We start from the raw sequence: 20,104 nt of genomic DNA on the forward strand, positions 1-20,104 counted from the left end.
CTTCCTATCGGGTCAGCACGTAGCCGTGCGCTTCGCGGTCCCATGCGGCCTCACCCAGTCCTCTGTTGCGGAGCATGTCCTTGCGAACGCGCCCGATGATGTTCTTCGGAATCTCGTCGACCACTTCGAGGTACCGCGGCACGCAGAAGTAGGGCATGCGAGCCGAGCAGAAGTCGAGCAACTCGGCATGGTCGACCACTGCGCCCGGCCGCAGGGTCAGCACGACGAGGATGTCATCCTCGCCGAGATCGCTGGGCACACCGACGGCGGCCGCCTCCGACACGGCAGGGTGGCGCATCACGGTCTGTTCCACCTCGACCGAGGAGACGTTTTCACCGCGGCGCCGGAGCGAATCCTTCACCCGGTCCACGAAGGTCAGGTTGCCGTCGCTGTCCAGGACGCCGAGATCGCCGGTCCGGAACCACTCAGAATGAGGGTTGACCTGCAAGGAGGGCCCGCCGGACGCCGACGCCACATACCCCTCGCTCATCGCATGCGGTGACCGCGCCCGGCAGGCAATTTCTCCCACCATACCCTCAGGTACGGGTTCGCCGAGCAAATCGACAATGCGGACCTCGAAATCGGGGTTGACGTGCCCACTCGCACCCGGTCTGCCGTCCTCCGAAACCGTTTTGTACGCGATCGGGAAGGCCTCCGTCAGCCCGTACATCGTCACGACGCGGCACCGGTAGCGCTCTTCGATGGCGTGGTACATGTCGGCGGCGATCGGGGCCGCCGAGATGAACCGCAGGCCGGTGTCCGCGTCGCTCGGATCGGGCGGCAGGTTCCACAGCATCGAGACCATGGCCCCCGCGCCTGCGAACCCGACGGCGCCGCACGCCCGGATCTCGTCCCATACGGTGCCGGGATGGAACGCCGCGGCCAGCACGCTCGTTCCGCCGACCAGCAGCGGTGCCAGCACGGTGGGCGCGGCGCTCAGATGGAAAAGCGGCATCGCGGTCCACAGCACGTCTCCCGCGCCGAACTCCCACGTCGCCGCGACGGTGCAAGCCGCGGTGAAGAGGTAGTGCCAGGTGGTCACGACGGCCTTCGATGGTCCTGTCGTGCCCGATGTGAAGAACAGCGCGAAATCGAGCGGGTCCGCGGTGGCGACCGGCGGTTCGGAGGGCGCGGAAGCGAGCGCGTTGCCCAGCGAAACGCCCTGCACCAGAACGGACCTCAGGGTGTCGACGTGTCCGGCCACTTCGGCGAGGCGACGGTGACGATCGACGTCGGTGACCACCACCGCGGCCCGCGACAACCGCAACGCGCGCAGTAGGAAATCGCCCTTGCTCGCCGCGTTGACCGCTGCGGGTACCGCGCCGAGGCGCGCCGCACCAAGCCAGAAATACACCCATTCCGGGCAGGTACCGGTGAACAGCGCGACCGTCTCGCCCCGCTTGACGCCAAGGCCCGCAAGCACATTCGCCGCCGCGCAGGACCGATCCCGCATCTGGGCGAAGGTGACGGGTGTCCCCGCGATCGACGTCAGCACGCGGTCGCCGAACTGCTGCGCGCGCGCGTCGAGCACCGCCGGGACGGTGTAGCCCGCGTCGGGCATCACACCCTCGCTGCCGCCGGGTCGGGTTCGCCCTCTGCGGTGTAACCGAAATCGTCGGCCGACGGTTGTTCGCCCGGGTAGAACCGATGCGCCCACCGCCGTAACGCGGCGTAGTCCCGCGCCTCCTCCGGGGCGAGGTTGGGCTTCTCCAGGTACTTCATGTTCTCCCAGGTGAAGAAGTCCTGCTTGATGACCTCCTGTTGCAGCGCAAGGAATTTCGCGGCGCGACCGGTCGGCTTGTCACCGGCGTCGCCGGGTTCGCGGATGGAGGCTTGGGTGTAGAAGTAGTCGGTGTAGTCCTCGTCGACCGGCGTCTGACCGGTCACCTGAACGGTGGCCACCAGATCCGACGGGAACCGGACGACACCGAGCCCGAGCGAATAGTTGTCGTAGATGATCTTGGCCTCGACGGGGCCGTTGGGTGTCAGCCATGTCTTGGCCCGGCCTCCACCGAAGTCGGCGTTGACCGTCGCATGCAGGTGATATCCGCTCACCTCGAAAGAGGCGGTGTTCGCGGGATTGGCGGCTTTGTGCACATATTGCACGTGGTATGGGTCGGCTGCGTTCTCGATGATCATCTGCGCGTGCACCTTGACCCGGTTGACCATCCGGGTGTGCGGGTGCAGCGGGTAGTACTCGTCGGTCTCCAACTCGGCCAGCACCGGCGGCTGCCAGTACGGCGCGCGGCCGTGCCGCTCATGCCACACCACGATGAACCCGTACCACTCCGCAACCGGATACGCCTTGATGCGTACGTTCTGTTTGCACCCGATTTTGCTGTACGGGATCAGCGCATTGGTGCCGTCGCCGTTCCAGTGCCAGCCGTGCCATGGGCAGACGATCCGCTCACCGTCCACGGTGCCGCCGACGCCCATGTTCGCGCCGAGGTGCTGGCAATACGCATCCAACACGTTGATCTGGCCGGACTCGGCGCGGAAGATGACCAGTTCCTCGCCGAAATAATGCGCGCGCTTGACCTGACCCGGCGCCAGGTCCGAGGCGAACCCGACGATGAACCATCCCGTCGGGAACCGGTACTTCGAGAGGCTGATACCGCTCGGTCCGAATTCGCGCTCCGACGGATCGGTGGTGTCCGCAACCGTGTCCGCCACTGCTGTCTCCGTCCGCGCGCCATCTGGGCAGGTCAAAACCTGTCCGTTGCCTATTTTTACTATTTTAGGCATTCTAGGTCAAGGTCAGCGAAACGAGGAGCGGCATGGCCACCACGATTCCGGTCGACTTGTCAGATTCTTCGTTGTGGCAGAACGGCTTTCCCGACGATTTGTTCGCCGAGTTGAGGCGCGAACGGCCGATCTTCCATCACGAACTGACCGACGGCGTCGCGAAATCCGTCAAACGCGACTTCTGGATGACGACGAAGCACCGGCATGCGCAGCGGATCCACCGCGACACCGACTCGTTCACCGCGGCGGATGGTCCGTTGATACAGCCCATCGGGGTGATGACGGATTTTCCGACCATCATCCACATGGATCCGCCCGAACTGACCAAGCGGCGCAGGGTGATGTCGCATGCGTTCACCCCAAAGGCGATCGGCAGGCTCGAAGACGGCATCCGCACACGCGCAGCGTCGTTGATCGACCGTGTGCTGGAGGCGGGCGGTGGGGATTGGATCGCCGACGTCGCCGACGTGCTGCCCATGACGGTCATCGGAGACATCATCGGCATTCCCGACGCCGACCGTCCGGAGATCTTCGACACCTTGGACCGCATTCTGAAGACGGCTAATTCGCCGGGCCTCCAGGCGAGCGAAGCCGAACAGCTCGAACTGTTCGGGAAGATCTTCACTTACGCGCTCGAACTCACCGCGGAGAAGCGGCGCCATCCGGTCGACGACATCTGGAGCACATTGGCCACCGCCGTCGTCACCGATGACAACGGTGAGCAGCTGTCCATCCCCGCTAATGAACTTGAAATCTTCTTCTACGTATTGACTTTCGCGGGCAGTGACACCACGAAGAACGCGTTGGCGTCGGCACTGCAGGCGTTCGTCGCCAACCCCGCCGAGATCACCCGCTACCGTGCCGACGCGGCGCTACGGTCGAGTGCGGTGGAGGAAGTGTTACGGTGGGCGACTCCGGTGGCGTTCTGGACGCGCAGCACCAAGGTCGACGTGGAGATCGGCGGGGTCACCATTCCGAAAGGTGCTCGAGTGGTGTCGATGCTGCGATCAGCCAATCGCGATGAGGATGTGTTCGGCGATCCGTTCGCCTTCGACATCGGCCGCACCGAGAACCAGCACGTGACGTTCGGTGGTGGCGGCCCGCACCATTGCCTCGGTGCGATGCTCGCGCGCGCGGAGATCCGCGCCGTGCTCGACGAATTGCTCTGTCGCGCAGCCGACATCACACTCGGTACGCCGACCGTCAGCCACCCGAACTTGACCAACAACATGTCGATCTACGACGCGTTGCCGATCTCGGTGCGGCCGCGCTAGCTATCACAGGCCTTTCGGCCGGGTGCCGATCACGCCCTGATCCGCCAACCGTTCCAGATCGGCCTCGGTCAGGCCGCAGAGTTCGGTCAGCACCTCGCTGTTGTGTTGCCCCAGCGTGGGTGGCGGACGGTGCAGCCACCTCGCGGCGCCATCGAGCGGAGTGAACGGCGGGGTCGGGTACAGCGTCTCCCCCGTGCTCGGATGAGCCAAGCATTCGAAGAAGCCGCGGTCCTTCAGTTGCGGATTCTCGACGACCAGCGACGGCGAAACCACCGCGGCCGCCGGGATGCCCGCCGCGGCAAGCGTTTCGACGGCGGCGTCGCGCTCCTGGGCGGACACCCACGATCCGACGTCGACACCGTCAGTCAACCGCGACAGCGCCCCCCGCTGCTCGTCGGTGCGCGCGCAGATCGCGATCCAGTTGTCGTCACCCGCGCATGCGTACAGATCCTGCAGGGCAGTCGGGTGGCCACGGTTGCCGCGGCGCGCCAAAACCTTACCGAACACCTCGAATTCGATCGTCTGCACCGCGGTCACGTTGAGGACCGTTTCGATCATCGGCACTTCGACGAGTTGACCGCGGCCGGTGCGGTCGGCGAACTCCAGCGCCGCCAGCAGGGCGAAGGCGGCATGTGCACCGGCGAGCGGATCGCAGGCGCCGCGCGGCGGGACCGGCAGACCCTCGGGTAATCCCGTCACCCACGCCAGACCAGCGATCTGTTCCATCGTCGGGGCGAAGCCGACGCGATCGCGCCAGGGGCCCGTCAGCCCGAACGCAGGCATCCGGACCACCACCAAATCAGCTTTGAGACCTAGCAACTCGTCTGCGCCCAGCCCGAAGTGGTCCATCACCCGCGGCGAGAAATTCTCGACGACCGCGTCGGCCTGACTGACCAACCGCTTGAACAGTCGGATGCCGTCGTCGGACTCGAGATCCAGCGTCACCGACCGCTTGTTGGTGTTCATCGCGTGAAAGACCCACCCGTACTCCCACCAGTCGTCGACGTCGGTGCGCATGCCACCGGAGTATCGGATACCGTCTGGCCGCTGGATCGACTCGATCTTGATGACGTCGGCGCCGAACGCGGCCAACGAATGCGTCGCCGCCGGCCCGGCCCAGAACGCGGTCAGATCGACGATACGCACCCCAGCCAACGGCAGCCCGGCCAACACCCGCGCGCTCAATCCCTTTGGTTGCCAGCGGGTTTCACCGTCAGCCTCGCCGACCGCTGGTGCCTTCCGCACCACCGCTGGCGCCACGTCCGACATCAGCCAGGGCGGACGCGGTTGACGGAAGCCCGCCGGGTTGTCGACGTACACACCGCGCTCACGCAGATGGTCCATCTGCGGAATTGTCGACCCGTTGCCCAGCGGTGCGATCGGCAACCGGAACAACTGACCGAGTTCGACGATCTCGTCGACGGTGTGTTCGCGCATCCAGGGCCCGATGCGTTCGCGGATCCAGTCGCGGTAGTCCCAGCGGCCGATCTGGAAACGCAGATCGGGGATCTCCGTCAGTTCGGGGCAGTCCACCATCGCGGCGAAATCCAGCCATTGCTGGCCGGTCACCATGCTGATGCCGACGTAACCGTCGGACGCCTCTTCGATCGACGGCACCTCGATCGAGCGGCGAATCGGGGGCACCTGCAACAACTGTGAGTGCAACCACTCGCTGGACTGCATAAGCGTGATCGCTTCGAGCATGGACATGTCCAGATGACCGCCCGGGCCGCCGCCGCGCACCCGCCGCCGCATCGCGAGCGCACCGTAGGCCGCCCACGCCCCGCCCATGTATTCGCCCAACTCGCCGCCGATCGAGATCGGCGGCCCCGCCGGATCACCGCGGAAGCCCGTCAACCCCGACGCGGCCTGCAGCGTGAACTCGGTGGCCGCGCGCTGCGACCACGGTCCGGTCAGGCCGAAATCCGAGATGGTCACGACGACGCAGCCAGGTGACTGGTCGAGCAGTCGGCGCGGATCGGCCCGTCGGGTGGTGACCACGACATCCGCACAAGCGAGCAGGTCATCGGATGCCGCTGTCACGCTGCGCTTCCCGGCATTGAGATAACTGAACAGTGGCGCATCGGTGCCCGCATGCGGTACCGCGCCGGTTGCGGTGAAGCGGCGCAACGGATCTCCCGACACCGGCTCGACCTTGACCACGTCGGCGCCCGCGTCGACGAGTAACTTGCCGCAATACGCGCCTGCGATCCGGTCACTGATCTCGACGACGCGCAGATCGTCCAGCGGGGTAGCCGAAGCGCCGCTCAACCGCACATCCTCCTTGGTTTCTTTGTCATCTTAGTAACTTTTGGTGGATAGCGGTCGCTCCTAGCAGGCATATCGCTGTTAGCATTAGCACGACTATGACAACACTGGGAATCGGACCCGAGGCCCGTCGCAGGCTGTCGGCGCGCAGGACGGCTGAAATCGTCGCCGACGAGCTTCGGCGGCAGATCATCGACGGCGAACTCTCCGACGGCGACCTGCTGCCGCGTCAAGAGGTGCTCGTCGAACAGTTCAACGTCAGCCTGGTGTCGTTGCGCGAGGCGTTGCGGATCCTCGAGACCGAAGGCCTGGTGTCCGTGCGGCGCGGCAACCGCGGTGGCGCGGTAGTGCACGCTCCGGCCAAGGCGAGCGCCGCCTACATGCTCGGCCTGCTGCTGCAAAGCGACTATGTGCCGTTGGCGGATCTCGGTACCGCGTTGCAGGAACTCGATCCGATGTGTGCGGCGCTGGCCGCCAAGCGCCCCGATCGCGGTGAGACGTTGGTGCCCAAGCTCAAGGAGCTCAACGATGCGATGGCCGCGCACATCGAGGACGGGGCGCGCTTCACCGAGATCGGCGGCCAATTCCACGACGAGATCGTGCGTGGCTGCGGCAACCACACGATGATCGCCGTGGTCGGCAGCCTGGAAACGCTGTGGAGCAGCCATCTGCAGTGGTGGGCCGACGAGACCGCGGCCAAAGGCGAGTACCCGGCGCTGAGCAAGCGCCGCATCGCATTGAGCGTGCACACCAAGATCGCCGACGCGATCGAGGCAGGCGACGCCGAGCGGGCCCGCAAGCTGTCGGCGCGCCACCTGGCCGACACCCAGGCGTACTTCATGGCCGAGGATCCCGAGCGGCGCATCGTGGCGCTTTCGCCGCAAGCACTTGCTCGACGTCAACGCTGAAAGGTGTTGTGTGCGTAAGGCCTTGATCACCGGTGGCAGCGGCGGCATCGGCAAGGCCTGTGGCCGCAAATTGGCCGAACTCGGCTACGACGTGATCCTGACCGCACGTCGTGAAGAACCTTTGCGCGCCGCGGCCGCCGAGATCGGCGCGCGCTACGTCGTCGCCGACGCCACCGACCCGGAGAAGTTCGAACCCGCGGTGCAGGCGGCGGGCCAGATCGACCTCGTCGTCCACGCCGCGGGCATCCTCGGCGGAACATACGCTCGCAAACAGACTTTCGATCAATGGCGGGCGATCATCGCGGCCAACCTCGACTCCTGTTTCGTCGTCACCTCGGCCGCGCTGCCCCGGATGACGCCCGGCTCCCGATTCGTGTTCATCTCCTCGTCGGCGGCGCATGAGCCGATGCCCGCGCGTACCGCCTACTCGGCGTCGAAGGCAGGCATGAACGCGTTCGCGCTGGCGTTGGCCCAGGAGGTCGACCGCGACGGGATCAACGTGCACCTCGTGACCCCGGGCCCGGTGGAAACCGACATGCTGCAGGACGTGCCGTTCGAGATGTACGCGATCCGCGCCGCCGACGTCGCCGAGGCCGTCGCGTGGCTGGACACCGTCGACCCGTCGGTGGACATCCCCGAGATCCGGCTGCACGCGATCACCCGCGGACCGTCGGCGCGAGAACCGGTGGTGCCGTGGGAAGTCGAGCGCCGTGGCGCTACACCCCTTCGCCGGCACTGAGGTAGACCTGGCACTCCATCTGATGGAAGATCCGCAGCCGATCGCCGTCGCGGACCAGCAACCACGTGATCCAACTGGCGCCGGTGCGCTCGGCGTCCGACTCCCTACCGGTCAAGTTCCAGCGGCTCAGTAGCAGCGCCCGCACCACGGAGTCGTCGACGACGTCGCATTCATGCAGCGCCGACGACACTGACGCGGTCTTGAGCCTGCCCGCGATCCTTGCCCAATGCCGCTCCAATTCGTCGACGCCGATCAGTGGAGCGGCGTATTCGTCACCGACATAAATCGGCTGCGGATCACCGCGGACCCAGAGTTCGGCCATGCCAGCGAAATCCAGGCCCGACCAGAGCGCGTCGTACTGCCGGACCAGGTCCACGACCTCAGGCAGGTGGTGGCTGTTCACCCGGCAACGCCTTGACCGTGGACGGCAGGCCGTACAGTGCAGTGGCGTTGCCGCACACGATCCGCTCACGCTGATCGGCGGGGAACCGCCTGATGGCCCACTCCGGCGAGTCGTAACTCCAGTGCGGATAGTCGGTCGAGAACATCAGGCAGTCACCGAGATCCATCATCTCCAAATATTCGCGATACGTCGCGACGGTGACGTCCTCGAGCGGTTGCGTGGTGAATCGCACGTGTTCGCGGACGTACTCCGACGGCTTGCGGCGCACATGCGGCAGATCGCCTCTGCGCTGTTCCCAGATCCGGTCCATCCGCCACATCACCGGCATCGCCCATGTGAAGCCGCCTTCGACGAACACGACCCGCAAGTCGGGGTGCCGGTCGAACGCGCCGTCGAACACCAGGCTCATCAGATGCGATACATACAGCAGCGGCCATGAGGCGAAGAAGTCGTGCCAGTGCGCGGGGTTGCCCACCGGGTAGATCGGGATCAACTCGAACGGCGTCTGCCCCATCAGGTGCGTGGCGACCGGAAGCCGATGCCGCGCTGCCGCTTCATAGAGCGGATCGAAATGCGGGCTGCCGAATGGGATCCCGCGGGTCTGGGGTGTCATCAACACCTCGGCCATGTAGGGATGGCCGGCCCAGCGCTCAATCTCCCGTGCGGCCGCGGCAGGGTCCTGCGCGGTGACGCTGATCGCTCCCCGCCACCTGCCGTGCCAGTTGCCGTCGCCGAGCCACACGTCGGCAAGCCAGTCGTTGTAGGTGGCCTTCAGCACGTGTTCAGCGTGCGGCAACTGCGCGTCGCACATCGGTTCCAGCATCGCGATGCTCACGCCCGCGTCCACCAGAAGTTGCTTCGCCGCGAAGTCGGGATCGCTGCCGGCGGCACCGCCACCGGGAGGCGCGGCGTCGACGCGAAGCGAATTTGTCTTGTACGCATCGGGGGTGTCGTAGAAGTACGACAGTGTGGAGACCGAGTTGCCGGTCGGCCACAGCTTGTCCTTCCACGCTGCAGGGGCATAGGACTTCAACACTTCTGCCGACACCGGCAGCGGGTGAACGTCGGTGTCGACAAGGGTCACCGCCATGTCCTGGGCGGCGTGCTGGTGCGCGCGTTCGATGGTCGTCACGCGGGACTCCCTTCGGTGACGCCGTAGCATTCACTGGCGTTGCGCCACAACACCTTCTCGCATTGTTCCTCGTTGAGACCCGCGACCACCTCGCCGGGCGCGGTGGTCGACCAGTGGGGGTAGCCCGATCCGTACATGAGCAGGTCGGCCTTGTCGGTGAAGTCCAGCCATCGCTCGGCCAGCCCCGCGTCGGTCGGCCCGTCCAGTGCCGACGAGCAGAACCGGACATGGTCGCGCAGATACTCGCTGGGATACCGTTCCACCCAAGGGGTTTGGTCGCGCATCGACATCCAGAACGTGTCCAGCCGCCACATCAGTGGGGTGAGGATGTCGTAGCCGCCGTCGGCGAAGACGAACCGCAAACCGGGAATTCGCCCGAACATGCCCTCGATGATCAGGGTGGCGAGATGCACGAACGAGTTCAGCGGCATGAACGCCGCGTAGCCGGGGTAGGTGTGCGCGTGACCGGCGAACGTGGGTGCGTAGTCAACTCCATTGCCGCCGTTGATGTGTACGGCCACCGGCAGGCCGTGCGCGGCGGCGGCTTCCCAGATCGGCTCGAACATCGGCTTGCCGTAGGGCTCTCGCGACTGCAGCGGGACGCCGACTTGCACCATCTTCGGATGCCCGGCCAACCGCTCGATCTCGGCGACCGCTCCCCTGACGTCTTCCGGGTTGACCCTGATGGTGCCGCGGAAGCGGTCAGTGGTGTCGGGTTCCAGCCAGCGGTCCAGCAGCCAGTCGTTCACGGCCGCACAGATCCGGCTGTTGAGCAGATAGTCGGCGATGTTGCCGCGCGTCAGCGGATTGAGGATCGCCGAGTCGATACCGCCCTCGTCGAACAGGTGCCTGGCCACGGTCTCGGGATCGGAACCCGGATATCCGTCGCCGTACAGGTCCTGACGGTAGTCACCGCCCGGCGCCTGGTACCACTGCTGTTCGACGTCGGGGATGGCACGTAATTTGTGTGCGGGCGCAAGGTACTTCCGGATCTCCGCGTTGTAGCGGAAATGCGGTTGCACGTTCGCGTCGATGATCATGCGCCGCCCCTGTAGGCGCGGTCGGCGCATTCTGTACCGATTATTGGCTCGCAAGCTTCACTCATGCCGTCAAATACACCTGCCCGTCGCTCACATCCACCTCGTAGGTGCGTACCCGCTTCTTCGGGTCGGCGAGGTTCATCCCCGTGGTGATGTCGAACTCCCAGTTGTGCCACGGGCACCGCGCAATCCGGCCTTCGCGGACACGGCGCAGCTGTCCCGGCAGATCCGGTGCGTACTCGTTGGTGCCGACGACGTAGCCCGCGCACAGCGGCGCGCCTTCGTGCGAGCAGTAGTTCGCGATCGCGTACAGCGAGCCGTCGATGTTGTAGACGCCTACGCCGAACTTGCCGGCCTGGACCAGCTTCATGCTTCCGGGAGGCAGGTCTTCGATCGCGCACACCGGTCGGCGCTGCATCATGTCCCTTCGGTTTCCTTGACCTAGAATACCTAAAATAGTAAAGATAGGGCGACACAGCCGCTAGATGCTGCTGCCGGGAGGCACAGTGACCACCAGCACCGATTCGCAGAGCGCCCGAGATCTCGCTAGCGATCCGTATCCGTTCTTCAACCACATGCGCACGACGACGCCCGTGTGGCGCGGCACGCTCATGGAGAGCCACCTGCTGCCCGACGAACTCAAGAACCCCGAGAACTGGACGTTGTTCGACTTCGAATCCGTGTTCACCGCGTTCCGCGAGGACACCGTGTTCGCCTCGGAGATGTACAACAAGACCATCGGCCTCGTCTTCGGCCCGACGATCCTCGGCATGGCGGGCAAGCAGCACCACGACCATCGCAGCCTGGTGAGCAAGGCGTTCAGACAGAGCGCGCTTGCCATGTGGGAACCCGAGGTGATCGACCCGATCTGCGATCAACTCGTCGACGAGTTCAAAAACGACGGCGAAGTCGACCTCGTCAAGGCGCTGACGTTCGAGTTCCCGACCAGGGTCACGGCCGCGCTTCTCGGCCTGCCGCAGGAGGATCTGGAGATGTTCCGGCGGTTGTCGCTGGACCTGATCTCGATCAGCGAGAACCTCGAAATGGGTCTGGCCGCATCCGTCGAACTCGGTACCTATTTCCAGGAGCAGGTGGATCAGCGGCGCAGCAAGATGACCGACGACATCATCGGCGTCCTCGTCGCCGCGGAGATCGACGGCGAAAAGCTCACCGATGAGGCGATCATCTCGTTCCTGCGGTTGCTGCTGCCCGCGGGGTTAGAGACCACCTACCGGTCATCGGGAAACCTGTTGCAACTGCTGCTGACTCACCCTGATCAGCTCGAGGCGGTGCAACGGGATCGCGAGCTCATCGCGGCCGCGATCGAGGAGGGCATCCGGCACGAGACTCCGCTGGTTCTGGTGACACGCAACACCACCCGTGATGTCCAGATGCACGGCGTCACCATCCCCGAGGGTGCGCAGGTCAACCTGTGCATCGGCGGGGCCAACCGCGATGAGAAGCGGTGGGACAACCCCGACGTGTTCGACATCCACCGGCCACGGCGCGCACACATTTCGTTCGCGGGCGGCATCCACAGCTGTCTCGGCATGCACCTGGCCCGGGTCGAGACGAAGGCCATGCTCACCAGCCTGTTCGACCGCGTCACCGATTTGGAGCTGATCGAAGACGGCGACACCAACATCACCGGGATGCCGTTCCGGTCGCCGAAACACCTGCCGGTGACGTTCCGACCGGCGTCGGCCTGAGCATGCGGAGTCGCGCGGCGATCCTGCACGACGTTGGCGGGCCGTGGTCGGTCGAGGATTTCGAATTGGATCCGCCGCGCGCAGGCGAAGTGCTCATCGAGATGGCCGCCGCCGGGCTGTGCCACTCCGACGAACACATCCTCAACGGCGACATGTCGGCGAGCAACGAGGTGATGCAGTCGTTCGGCCTGCCGTCGATGTTCCCGATGATCGGCGGACACGAAGGCTCGGCCGTGGTGCTGGAAGTCGGTGACGGCGTAACGCAGTTCGCGCCCGGCGACCACGTCGTGACGTCGTTCGTCGCGGTCTGCGGACAATGCCGGTGGTGCAACTCGGGTATGGAGTACATCTGTGACATGGGCGCGCAGGTGATGGTTCCCGGGATGCCGACGGACGGCACCTTCCGGCATCACACCGTCGACGGGCGTCAACTCGGGCATCTGTCCAAGGTCGGAGCATTCTCCAAACACACTGTCGTATCGACAGATTCGATCGTCAAGATCGACGAGCGCTTACCCCTGTTGCCGATGGCGTTGCTGTCCTGCGGCGTGCCGACCGGGTTCGGGTCGGCGGAGAATCGCGCCAAGGTGACCGCCGGTGACACCGTCGTCGTCATCGGTTGCGGCGGCATCGGCACCGGCGCGATCCAGGGCGCGCGCATCAACGGCGCCGCGCACATCGTCGCGGTCGACCCCGTTGCGTTGAAACAGAAGTCCGCTCTGCAGTTCGGTGCCACGCATATCGCCGCCACGGCCGATGAAGCGTTGCCGGTGGTCAGCGAGTTGACGCACGGGCTGATGGCCGACAGCGTCGTCCTCTCCCCGTCGCTGATCTCCAAGCATGACGTGCAGGCGGCGCTGAACCTCACCCGCAAGGGCGGCACCTGCGTGCTGACCGGAATGACAAAGCAGACCGACCATTCGATCGCGATCAACCTGCAGGAGTTCATCCTGTGGAACAAGAACCTCGTCGGCACCGTCTACGGGTCGTGCAACCCACGAGTCGACGTCGCCCGGTTCGCCAAGCTCTACGAAACGGGTCAGCTGCAACTCGACGAGATGATCACCAGACGCTACCCGCTCGACGACATCAACGACGGCTACCGGGACCTGCTGAACGGCGAGATCATCCGCGGTGTCATCGATTTCAGCCTTTAGGTCCCTCAGTTGAGGCCGTAGAACCGCTCGGCGTTCTCGCCGCCGATCTTCGCGCGGGTGTCCTCATTGATGTCGGGCCGGGTGCGCAGATGCTTTGTGCTTTCCGGCCATTCGCCGTCCCAGTGCGGGTAATCGCTGGCGAACATGATGAAGTCGTCGCCGAGCACGTCGACGACCCCGGGCAGGATGGGCTCCTCGGGCTCGCAGGTGGTCCAGATGTTGCCCGCCTGGAGGTATTCCCCGGGATCGCGCTTCCAGCCGTCGGCGATCCAGTCGCCGCGCTTCTCGAAATGCTCGTGCAAGCGGTCGATGAAGAATGGCACCCAGCCGACGCCCGCCTCGAGGAACGCGACCCGCAACCGCGGGTGCCGGTCGAAAACTCCGCCGGAGATGATCGCGGTCATCGCGGTCATCTGGTCGAACGGAAAGCTGATGCAGTGCACTTGGATGTAGTTCGTGAAGCGGTCGACACCGATCTTGGGAAGGTGCATACCGGGTGCGCCGTGAATGCCCAACGGCATATCCAGTTCCTCGGCGGCGGAGTAGAACGAGTCGAGGTCGGGATGGTCGAGGTTGCGTATCTTGAGCGCAGGCGGGATATGGGTGGCGACCAGGCCGAGGTCCTTGGCCTCCCGCATCACGTCGACGGCGACGTCGCCGTGCTCGATCGGAGTCACCGCCACCCCGCGCAACCGTCCTTCGGACGCCGCGCAGTAGTCCGCGATCCACTGGTTGTAGAGCCGCGCGAAACCTGCTGCGAATTCCGGGTCTTCGAGACTCGCCGCGCACAGCCCCAAGCTCGGATACAGCACCATCGTGTCGATGTGGTCGCGGTGGGCGTCACGGAGCACGCCCTGCGCCGACGTGTAGTCGATGCCCTCGGCGCTGCTCAAACCGTGCTCACGCGGACACCCGGCGCCTGGCCCGTCGGGCTCCGGATAGTTGCGACCCTCGATGACCAACGCCCTGCCGTCCGCACGCGGCACCACGTGTTCGGGCCAGCGTCGCATCGCCTCGACCGCCAGCGACTGCCCCTCTGCTACGTGCCCGTCGGCATCGACGATCCTCATCCTTCACCTTCCGTGCTGTTTGCTAAAACTAACGGGTGCCGCGCGACACCATCCAGCAATTGCTCCGAGAACATGCCGCCTCTGACGCGATCGCGGTGAAGTACGGCGACCGGCAATGGACCTGGCGGGAACACTTGGCTGAAGCGTCGGCACGCGCCGCCGCGCTGCTTTCCCTGATGGACCGGCAACGACCGGTCCATGTCGGCGTGCTGCTCGGCAACACCCCGGAGTTCCTGCACCAGATGGCGGCCGCGGGCCTCGGCGGTTACGTGCTCTGCGGGCTGAACACCACCCGACGCGGTGCCGCTCTGGCCGCCGACGTGCGCCGCGCGGACTGCCAGATCGTCGTCACCGATGAAGAGCACCGCGGACTGCTCGACGGGGTGGACCTCGGGGACGTGACGGTACTCGACTCCTCCACTGACTCGTGGGGCCGCCTTGTGCAGTCCGCCGGCGAACTCACGCCGCACCGCGAGGTCGCGGCGCTCGACCCGTTCATGCTGATCTTCACCTCGGGGACCAGTGGTGACCCCAAGGCGGTGAAGGTGTCGCACTTCATGGTGTTGATGTCGGGCGCAAACCTGGTGCAGAAGTTCGACGTCACCGCCGCCGACACCTGCTACCTGTCGATGCCGTTGTTCCATTCCAACGCGTTGGTCGCGGGCTGGGGCGTGGCGATCGCCACCGGCGCGGCGATGGCACCGGCGAAGTTCTCGGCGTCGGGGTTTCTGGACGACATTCGGCGCTACGGCGCGACCTACATGAACTACGTGGGTAAGCCGTTGGCTTACATTCTGGCCACCCCGGAACGACCCGACGACGCGGACAACCCGCTTCGCGTCGCTTTCGGCAACGAGGCGAGCGACCGCGACATCGAGGAATTCCAGCGCCGGTTCGACACCCTGGTGTGGGACGGTTTCGGCTCCAGCGAGAACGCCGTGATCATCACCAGGGAGGAAGGCACCCCGAAAGGCTCTCTGGGCAAGGGTTTTCCCGGTGTGGCGATCTACAACCCCGACACCGGTACCGAATGTCCGGTCGCGCGTTTCGACGCGGACGGCGCGTTGATCAACGCCGACGAAGCCGTCGGCGAGTTGGTCAACACGTCCGGTGCGGGTTTCTTCACCGGCTACTACAACAGCGAAGAGGCCACGGCGGAACGCATGCGCGGCGGCATGTACTGGTCGGGCGATCTGGCCTACCGAGACGCCGAGGGCTGGATCTATCTCGCGGGCCGCACCGCCGACTGGATGCGGGTGGACGGGGAGAACCTGGCGGCGGCACCGATCGAACGCATCCTGATCCGGCTGCCCGACCTCAGCCGCGTTGCGGTGTACGCGGTGCCTGACGAGAACGTGGGCGATCAGGTGATGGCCGCGGTGGTGCTGCACGACGAATCCACCCTGACGCCACAGGCTTTCGAACACTTCCTGTCCGAGCAACCGGACCTGTCGCCGAAGGCCTGGCCGCGGTATGTCCGCATCGCCTCCGACTTGCCGACCACCGCCACGCACAAGGTCCTCAAACGCGAGTTGGCCGCCCAAGGCACCACCGCGGGCGATGGTGAACTGTGGGTGCGAGAACCGCGCGGCACGCGCTACACGATCCTCGACGCCCGACCCTGCCAGTAGCGCTCACGGATCCGCCTCTTGTAGAGCTTGCCGTTCGGGTCGCGGGGCAACCGGGAATCGAAATCGACTGTACGCGGGCACTTGTACGATGCGAGATGCGCCCTGCAGTAGGCGATCAGTTCGGCTGCCAACTCAGGCCCGGCGTCCACCCCGTCGGCAGGTTGCACTACCGCCTTGACCTCTTCGCCGAACTCGTCGTTGGGAACGCCGATCACCGCCGCATCGACGAGCTTGGGATGCATCACCAGCAGGTCCTCCATCTCCTGCGGGTAGATGTTCACCCCGCCCGAGACAATCATGAACGTCGACCGGTCGGTGAGATATAGGTAACCGTCGTCGCCGAGGTAACCCATGTCGCCGAGCGATCGCCAACCGTGTTCATTGCTCACCGACGCCGTCTTCTGCGGATCCTTGAAGTATTCGAACGCCGGGCCGCCTTCGAAATACAACTCCCCCGTCTCGCCGATCGCACACTCGGTGCCGTCATCTCTCAGCACATGTACAGCGGTGAACGGTTTGCCGACCGAGCCGGGATGGGCGAGCCATTCCTGAGGTCCGATTGCTGTGCCTGCGAATCCCTCAGTGCCGCCGTAGTACTCGTGGATGATCGGCCCGAACCACTTCATCATCCGGTGCTTGACGTCCACTGGGCAGGGCGCCGCCGCGTGGATCACGCACTGCAGACTCGACACGTCGTAGCGGTCACGGACGTCGGCCGGCAGTTTGAGCATCCGCGCGAACATGGTGGGCACGAACTGGGCGTGGGTGACGCGATGCGTCTGGATCAGTCGCAGTACCGTTTCGGCGTCGAACCTGGGCATCACGATCGCGGCAGCGCCGACCCGGTGGACGGCCATCGTGTAGTTGACGCCCGCCGCATGGTACAGCGGCGCAGGCGACAGGTACACGCTCGACGGCGTCAAACCGTAGCGCTGAATCAGGCTGTACTCCAATACCTTCTGCGCCCACGATCCATTGCCACCCTCGGGCAGCGGTCGGCGCACCGCCTTCGGCCTGCCGGTTGTGCCCGACGAGTACAGCATCTCCGAACCGTCCGAGATCGGCGGCGGGTCACCGGCGTCCGCCAGCGCGTCTTCGTACCCGCGCACATGACGTCCGACGCGCACGCGGACGCCGGTGCCCGCTGAGTCAAACACCGCCTTGGCTTCGGAGTCCGCGATCACATAGGCCACCTCATCCGCGGTGAAGTGCGTGTTGATCGCGCTGTAGTACAGACCGGAAAGCTGGCAGGCCCAGGTGATTTCGAGGAATTCGGCCCGGTTCGGCAGCACCAGCGCGACCCCATCGCCGCGCCGCAGGCCCGCGTCGTGCAGCACCGCAGCCACCCGCCGACTTCGTTCGTACAGCTCACCGTACGAACGGATCGGGCCGTCTACGACGATCACCGCAGTCGACTCCGGCGCGCTCAGCGCGTGGTCGCCGAGGTCCACCTACGGCGCCCCGTTACCGTCGGCCGACGCGGCCGCCTGCCGCTTCGCCATCTCCGACGGCAGGATCTTGTCCTTGAACACCTGCTGGATGAGTTCCTGTACGTCCCTGCTCACCGAGGCGAGCGCGACCAGGTCGTTGGAGCTCTGCCAGTGCACCCGCATGCCCATCATCTCCCACGCCCGCTTGATATTGGCCTTGGTCGCGAGCAGCGTGGTCAGCGGAGCCTGGGCGATGTGGCGGGCGATGGCCTCCACCCGCGCGTCCAGCTCTTCCCGCTGGACCACCTCGTTGATGAGGCCGTACTCGAGTGCCTTGTGCGCGTCGACGGTCTCGGCGGTGTAGAGGTAATATGATGCCCGCCGCCAATTCATGAAAACCCAAGGCTCGATGGAGCATTCACCGGACGGCATGCCGAAGCCCTGCAGCGGCGGATAGGAGAAGTACGCGTCGTCGGAAGCGATGACGATGTCGGTGGTCAGCCCGTAATGGGTTCCGCCGCCGACGCAGTACCCGTGCACCTGCGCGATGGTCGGCTTGGAGAACTCCCACAGATTCAGGATCGGTTTGACGAACAAGTCGGTCTGCGGCTTCCACGGCATGCCGGTGGCCTTGAAACCTTCGACGAACTCCGGATAGTCGACCGCGTTGTTGCCGATGGCATGCCCCGAGCAGAACCCGGGGCCGTTGGCCTTCATCACCAGAACCTTGATGTCGTAGTCGCGGTCGGCGTCCCGCAGTGCGTCGTCGATCTCCTCGACCTGCTTCTGGTCCTGAGCGTTCGCCTTCTCGGGCCAGTTCAGCGTGATCGTCGCGATGGGACCGTTCTTTGCGTAGATGATCCGTTCGCGGGTCTCGTTGAGATCCATACTCTCTCCTATGACGTGATGACGCCGATCTGTGCGCCGATGTCGTACGCCGTTCCTGCTTGTCCGGTCCACTGCACGGTGCCCGATGCACCGGCCTCGATCTCCTGTTCCACCTTCTCCGTCGCGATCACGTAGATCAGTGCGCCCTCCTCGACGCGCGCACCGTCGGCGACCAGGAATTCGATGAGCTCGGCGTCCGAAACCGCGACCGAGACGCGTGGAATGCGAATGACGAAGTCAGTCATGCGCATCCGCTGCGGAAGCTTGCAGGGTGGCCTGCACGGCCGCCACGATGCGGGCCGGCGACGGGTACAGCTGGGCCTCGAGCCAGTACACGTCGGCTCCCTTCATCAACGCCGTCAGCGCGTAGAGGCGTCGTTGTACGTCCGCGGGGTACGTCACGGGCCGAGCGACCCGATCTCGCGGTAGACGTGCGGAACCGGCTTGGGATCCATGGAGATGTTGTCCATGCCTGTCAGATGAACTTCGCCCATCCGCTTCGCGGCCGCATCGAGGTCGTCGCAGTCAAGTTCGTAGATCGCGATGAACGGGCCGTCGCCGCTGGTGGGTGCGAAGCGGCGTGCTGACACGATGCCGTCTACGGACAGGATCTGCGCGAGATGGGTTTCGTTGTACCACTTGTGGTATTCCGCTTCGCGGTCCGGCGAAGCCGGCATCGTTTCCACGTAGATGATCCCCCTGGGCATGCTCACACCCCCGACCATGGCTTGATCTTCAGGTAGCCGCCGGCGTCGACCCGCAGCTGCTGGCCGGTGACGTATCGGGCGGCGTCGCTGGCGAGGAACAGCACTGCCTCGCTGATGTCTTCCGGCTCGACGTAGGGGATCGGAAAACCCTGGAGCATCGGGAAGACGACTTCGGCTTCCTCTCGGGTCGGGTTCTCCAGATCGGGCCGGAACGCCTTGTACATCGGCGGACTGTGCAGCATGTCGGTATTGCAGTTGGTCGGGTGAATCGCGTTGACCCGGATCTGCTCAGGGGCCAGCGTCCGCGCGAGGTCGTTGACATAGTGCGCGACAACCTGTTTCGCGAACGCATACCCTGCGCCGCCAGGACCGCCGTCCATTCCGGCGGTGTTGACCGCCGTCGCCATGAACGCGGCCACTGAACCCGTCGCGATGATCGACGCGCCCGGGCGCAGGTGCTTGATACTGGCGTGGATCAGGTTCATCACCCCGAGCAGGTCGACGTCGACGGCGTCGACGAACGCCTGCGGCGGGAGCCCGGCGGTCATCGGGCAGATTCCTGCGTTGGCGACCACGATGTCCAGCGCGCCGAACTCGGCGACGCCGCGGTCGATGGCGGCGGACAGCGCCGCGCGGTCGCGGACGTCGGCGATCTCCGTGTGGGCGCGTTGCCCTTCCTTCTCCACCAACCTGGCTGTTTCGTCGAGATCCTCTGGCCTGGCGAGCGGGTAGTCGTTGGTCTCGATGTCCTCGCAGATGTCCACGGCGATGATGTCGGCGCCCTCAGCGGCCAGCAACCGCGCGTGTGACCGGCCCTGGCCGCGGGCCGCACCGCTGATCAGCGCCACCTTGCCGGTCACCCTGCCCATGGCTCGTCCTCCCTCGCGATGATTCGCGGCATGCGGACGACTCGGCAGCACAGCCGGTTTGGGCGCCGCGACATTGCAGCCAACTGTATCTGGTGCGGTGGCTATACTACCTAAAATTATAAAGAAACCAATTC

At 65.3% G+C, this 20,104-nt stretch carries 20 protein-coding genes; 6 read left to right on the plus strand and 14 right to left on the minus strand.

Annotation, left to right across the window (positions count from 1 at the left end):
• Positions 1-4 precede the first annotated feature (4 nt).
• Entirely contained in the window at positions 5-1,561 is a 1,557-nt protein-coding gene (locus tag A5724_RS11555; RefSeq protein ID WP_067801257.1) for an AMP-binding protein, read from the minus strand.
• On the minus strand, positions 1,561-2,673 hold the full coding sequence (locus tag A5724_RS11560) for an aromatic ring-hydroxylating dioxygenase subunit alpha (RefSeq protein WP_067801013.1): 1,113 nt from the start codon (positions 2,671-2,673) through the stop codon (positions 1,561-1,563). Before A5724_RS11560 ends, A5724_RS11555 begins: the two co-directional genes overlap by 1 nt.
• 104 nt (positions 2,674-2,777) lie before the next feature.
• Between A5724_RS11560 and A5724_RS11565 the strand changes: the two genes are divergently transcribed.
• Positions 2,778-4,019, plus strand: coding sequence for a cytochrome P450 (locus A5724_RS11565; protein ID WP_067801016.1), 1,242 nt, complete (start codon positions 2,778-2,780; stop codon positions 4,017-4,019).
• Positions 4,020-4,022: 3 nt separating this feature from the next.
• On the opposite strand, the gene A5724_RS11570 is transcribed toward A5724_RS11565, so the two are convergent.
• Complete coding sequence (locus A5724_RS11570; RefSeq protein WP_067801018.1) at positions 4,023-6,296, minus strand: CoA transferase; 2,274 nt, start codon at positions 6,294-6,296, stop codon at positions 4,023-4,025.
• An 89-nt stretch (positions 6,297-6,385) separates the two neighbouring features.
• Between A5724_RS11570 and A5724_RS11575 the strand changes: the two genes are divergently transcribed.
• Positions 6,386-7,195: a FadR/GntR family transcriptional regulator gene (locus tag A5724_RS11575; RefSeq protein WP_067801021.1), complete on the plus strand. Its 810-nt coding sequence runs from the start codon at positions 6,386-6,388 to the stop codon at positions 7,193-7,195.
• Positions 7,196-7,205: 10 nt separating this feature from the next.
• Positions 7,206-7,934, plus strand: coding sequence for an SDR family oxidoreductase (locus tag A5724_RS11580; RefSeq protein WP_067801024.1), 729 nt, complete (start codon positions 7,206-7,208; stop codon positions 7,932-7,934).
• Here A5724_RS11580 and A5724_RS11585 read toward each other — a convergent pair.
• The 4 genes from A5724_RS11585 to A5724_RS11600 form a co-directional block, all read right to left on the minus strand.
• Positions 7,912-8,337: a hypothetical protein gene (locus tag A5724_RS11585; protein ID WP_067801026.1), complete on the minus strand. Its 426-nt coding sequence runs from the start codon at positions 8,335-8,337 to the stop codon at positions 7,912-7,914. The genes A5724_RS11580 and A5724_RS11585 overlap by 23 nt on opposite strands.
• Positions 8,315-9,469: an amidohydrolase family protein gene (locus tag A5724_RS11590; RefSeq protein WP_082964971.1), complete on the minus strand. Its 1,155-nt coding sequence runs from the start codon at positions 9,467-9,469 to the stop codon at positions 8,315-8,317. The genes A5724_RS11585 and A5724_RS11590 overlap by 23 nt, the downstream gene beginning before the upstream one ends.
• Entirely contained in the window at positions 9,466-10,509 is a 1,044-nt protein-coding gene (locus tag A5724_RS11595) for an amidohydrolase family protein (RefSeq protein ID WP_067801033.1), read from the minus strand. Before A5724_RS11595 ends, A5724_RS11590 begins: the two co-directional genes overlap by 4 nt.
• Positions 10,510-10,570: 61 nt before the next feature.
• Complete coding sequence (locus A5724_RS11600) at positions 10,571-10,927, minus strand: Rieske (2Fe-2S) protein (RefSeq protein WP_067801260.1); 357 nt, start codon at positions 10,925-10,927, stop codon at positions 10,571-10,573.
• A gap of 73 nt (positions 10,928-11,000) precedes the next feature.
• Here A5724_RS11600 and A5724_RS11605 point away from each other — a divergent pair, with 73 nt between their 5' ends.
• Positions 11,001-12,218, plus strand: a complete 1,218-nt coding sequence (locus A5724_RS11605; RefSeq protein ID WP_369830623.1) for a cytochrome P450 — start codon at positions 11,001-11,003, stop codon at positions 12,216-12,218.
• 2 nt (positions 12,219-12,220) lie between these two features.
• Positions 12,221-13,375 (plus strand): Zn-dependent alcohol dehydrogenase, encoded by a 1,155-nt coding sequence (locus A5724_RS11610; protein ID WP_067801036.1) that lies wholly within the window; start codon positions 12,221-12,223, stop codon positions 13,373-13,375.
• Between the two features lie 5 nt (positions 13,376-13,380).
• On the opposite strand, the gene A5724_RS11615 is transcribed toward A5724_RS11610, so the two are convergent.
• Complete coding sequence (locus A5724_RS11615; RefSeq protein WP_067801039.1) at positions 13,381-14,445, minus strand: amidohydrolase family protein; 1,065 nt, start codon at positions 14,443-14,445, stop codon at positions 13,381-13,383.
• 35 nt (positions 14,446-14,480) lie between these two features.
• Here A5724_RS11615 and fadD1 point away from each other — a divergent pair, with 35 nt between their 5' ends.
• Positions 14,481-16,076, plus strand: coding sequence for a fatty-acid--CoA ligase FadD1 (fadD1, locus tag A5724_RS11620; protein WP_067801042.1), 1,596 nt, complete (start codon positions 14,481-14,483; stop codon positions 16,074-16,076).
• On the opposite strand, the gene A5724_RS11625 is transcribed toward fadD1, so the two are convergent.
• The 6 genes from A5724_RS11625 to A5724_RS11645 are packed head-to-tail and all read right to left on the minus strand — an operon-like array spanning position 16,043 to position 19,970.
• On the minus strand, positions 16,043-17,527 hold the full coding sequence (locus A5724_RS11625; RefSeq protein WP_067801045.1) for an AMP-binding protein: 1,485 nt from the start codon (positions 17,525-17,527) through the stop codon (positions 16,043-16,045). The genes fadD1 and A5724_RS11625 overlap by 34 nt on opposite strands.
• Entirely contained in the window at positions 17,528-18,394 is an 867-nt protein-coding gene (locus A5724_RS11630; RefSeq protein WP_067801048.1) for an enoyl-CoA hydratase/isomerase family protein, read from the minus strand.
• Positions 18,395-18,402: 8 nt separating this feature from the next.
• The gene (locus tag A5724_RS11635) at positions 18,403-18,639 is read right to left on the minus strand and encodes a lipoyl domain-containing protein (RefSeq protein ID WP_067801058.1); all 237 of its coding nucleotides are present in this window, start codon (positions 18,637-18,639) and stop codon (positions 18,403-18,405) included.
• A complete protein-coding gene (locus A5724_RS33710; RefSeq protein ID WP_156752232.1) occupies positions 18,632-18,796 on the minus strand; it encodes a hypothetical protein in 165 nt (54 codons plus the stop codon). Before A5724_RS33710 ends, A5724_RS11635 begins: the two co-directional genes overlap by 8 nt.
• Positions 18,793-19,101 carry a DUF4286 family protein gene (locus A5724_RS11640; protein ID WP_067801265.1) on the minus strand — a complete coding sequence of 103 codons (309 nt, stop codon included), beginning with the start codon at positions 19,099-19,101 and terminating at the stop codon, positions 18,793-18,795. Before A5724_RS11640 ends, A5724_RS33710 begins: the two co-directional genes overlap by 4 nt.
• A 2-nt stretch (positions 19,102-19,103) precedes the next feature.
• Entirely contained in the window at positions 19,104-19,970 is an 867-nt protein-coding gene (locus A5724_RS11645; RefSeq protein ID WP_067801062.1) for a mycofactocin-coupled SDR family oxidoreductase, read from the minus strand.
• Positions 19,971-20,104: the final 134 nt, after the last annotated feature.

The sequence above is a fragment of the Mycobacterium sp. ACS1612 genome (genome assembly GCF_001667505.1).
Taxonomy (GTDB): Bacteria; Actinomycetota; Actinomycetes; order Mycobacteriales; family Mycobacteriaceae; genus Mycobacterium.

Coding starts and splice junctions, on each gene's coding strand:
- A5724_RS11555 (WP_067801257.1), bottom strand. CDS start 1,561: ATGCCCGACGCGGGCTACACCGTCCCGGCGGTGCTCGACGCGCGCGCG.
- A5724_RS11645 (WP_067801062.1), bottom strand. CDS start 19,970: ATGGGCAGGGTGACCGGCAAGGTGGCGCTGATCAGCGGTGCGGCCCGC.
- A5724_RS11610 (WP_067801036.1), top strand. CDS start 12,221: ATGCGGAGTCGCGCGGCGATCCTGCACGACGTTGGCGGGCCGTGGTCG.
- A5724_RS11565 (WP_067801016.1), top strand. CDS start 2,778: ATGGCCACCACGATTCCGGTCGACTTGTCAGATTCTTCGTTGTGGCAG.
- A5724_RS11575 (WP_067801021.1), top strand. CDS start 6,386: ATGACAACACTGGGAATCGGACCCGAGGCCCGTCGCAGGCTGTCGGCG.
- A5724_RS11615 (WP_067801039.1), bottom strand. CDS start 14,445: ATGAGGATCGTCGATGCCGACGGGCACGTAGCAGAGGGGCAGTCGCTG.
- A5724_RS11630 (WP_067801048.1), bottom strand. CDS start 18,394: ATGGATCTCAACGAGACCCGCGAACGGATCATCTACGCAAAGAACGGT.
- A5724_RS11595 (WP_067801033.1), bottom strand. CDS start 10,509: ATGATCATCGACGCGAACGTGCAACCGCATTTCCGCTACAACGCGGAG.
- A5724_RS11635 (WP_067801058.1), bottom strand. CDS start 18,639: ATGACTGACTTCGTCATTCGCATTCCACGCGTCTCGGTCGCGGTTTCG.
- A5724_RS11600 (WP_067801260.1), bottom strand. CDS start 10,927: ATGCAGCGCCGACCGGTGTGCGCGATCGAAGACCTGCCTCCCGGAAGC.
- A5724_RS11640 (WP_067801265.1), bottom strand. CDS start 19,101: ATGCCCAGGGGGATCATCTACGTGGAAACGATGCCGGCTTCGCCGGAC.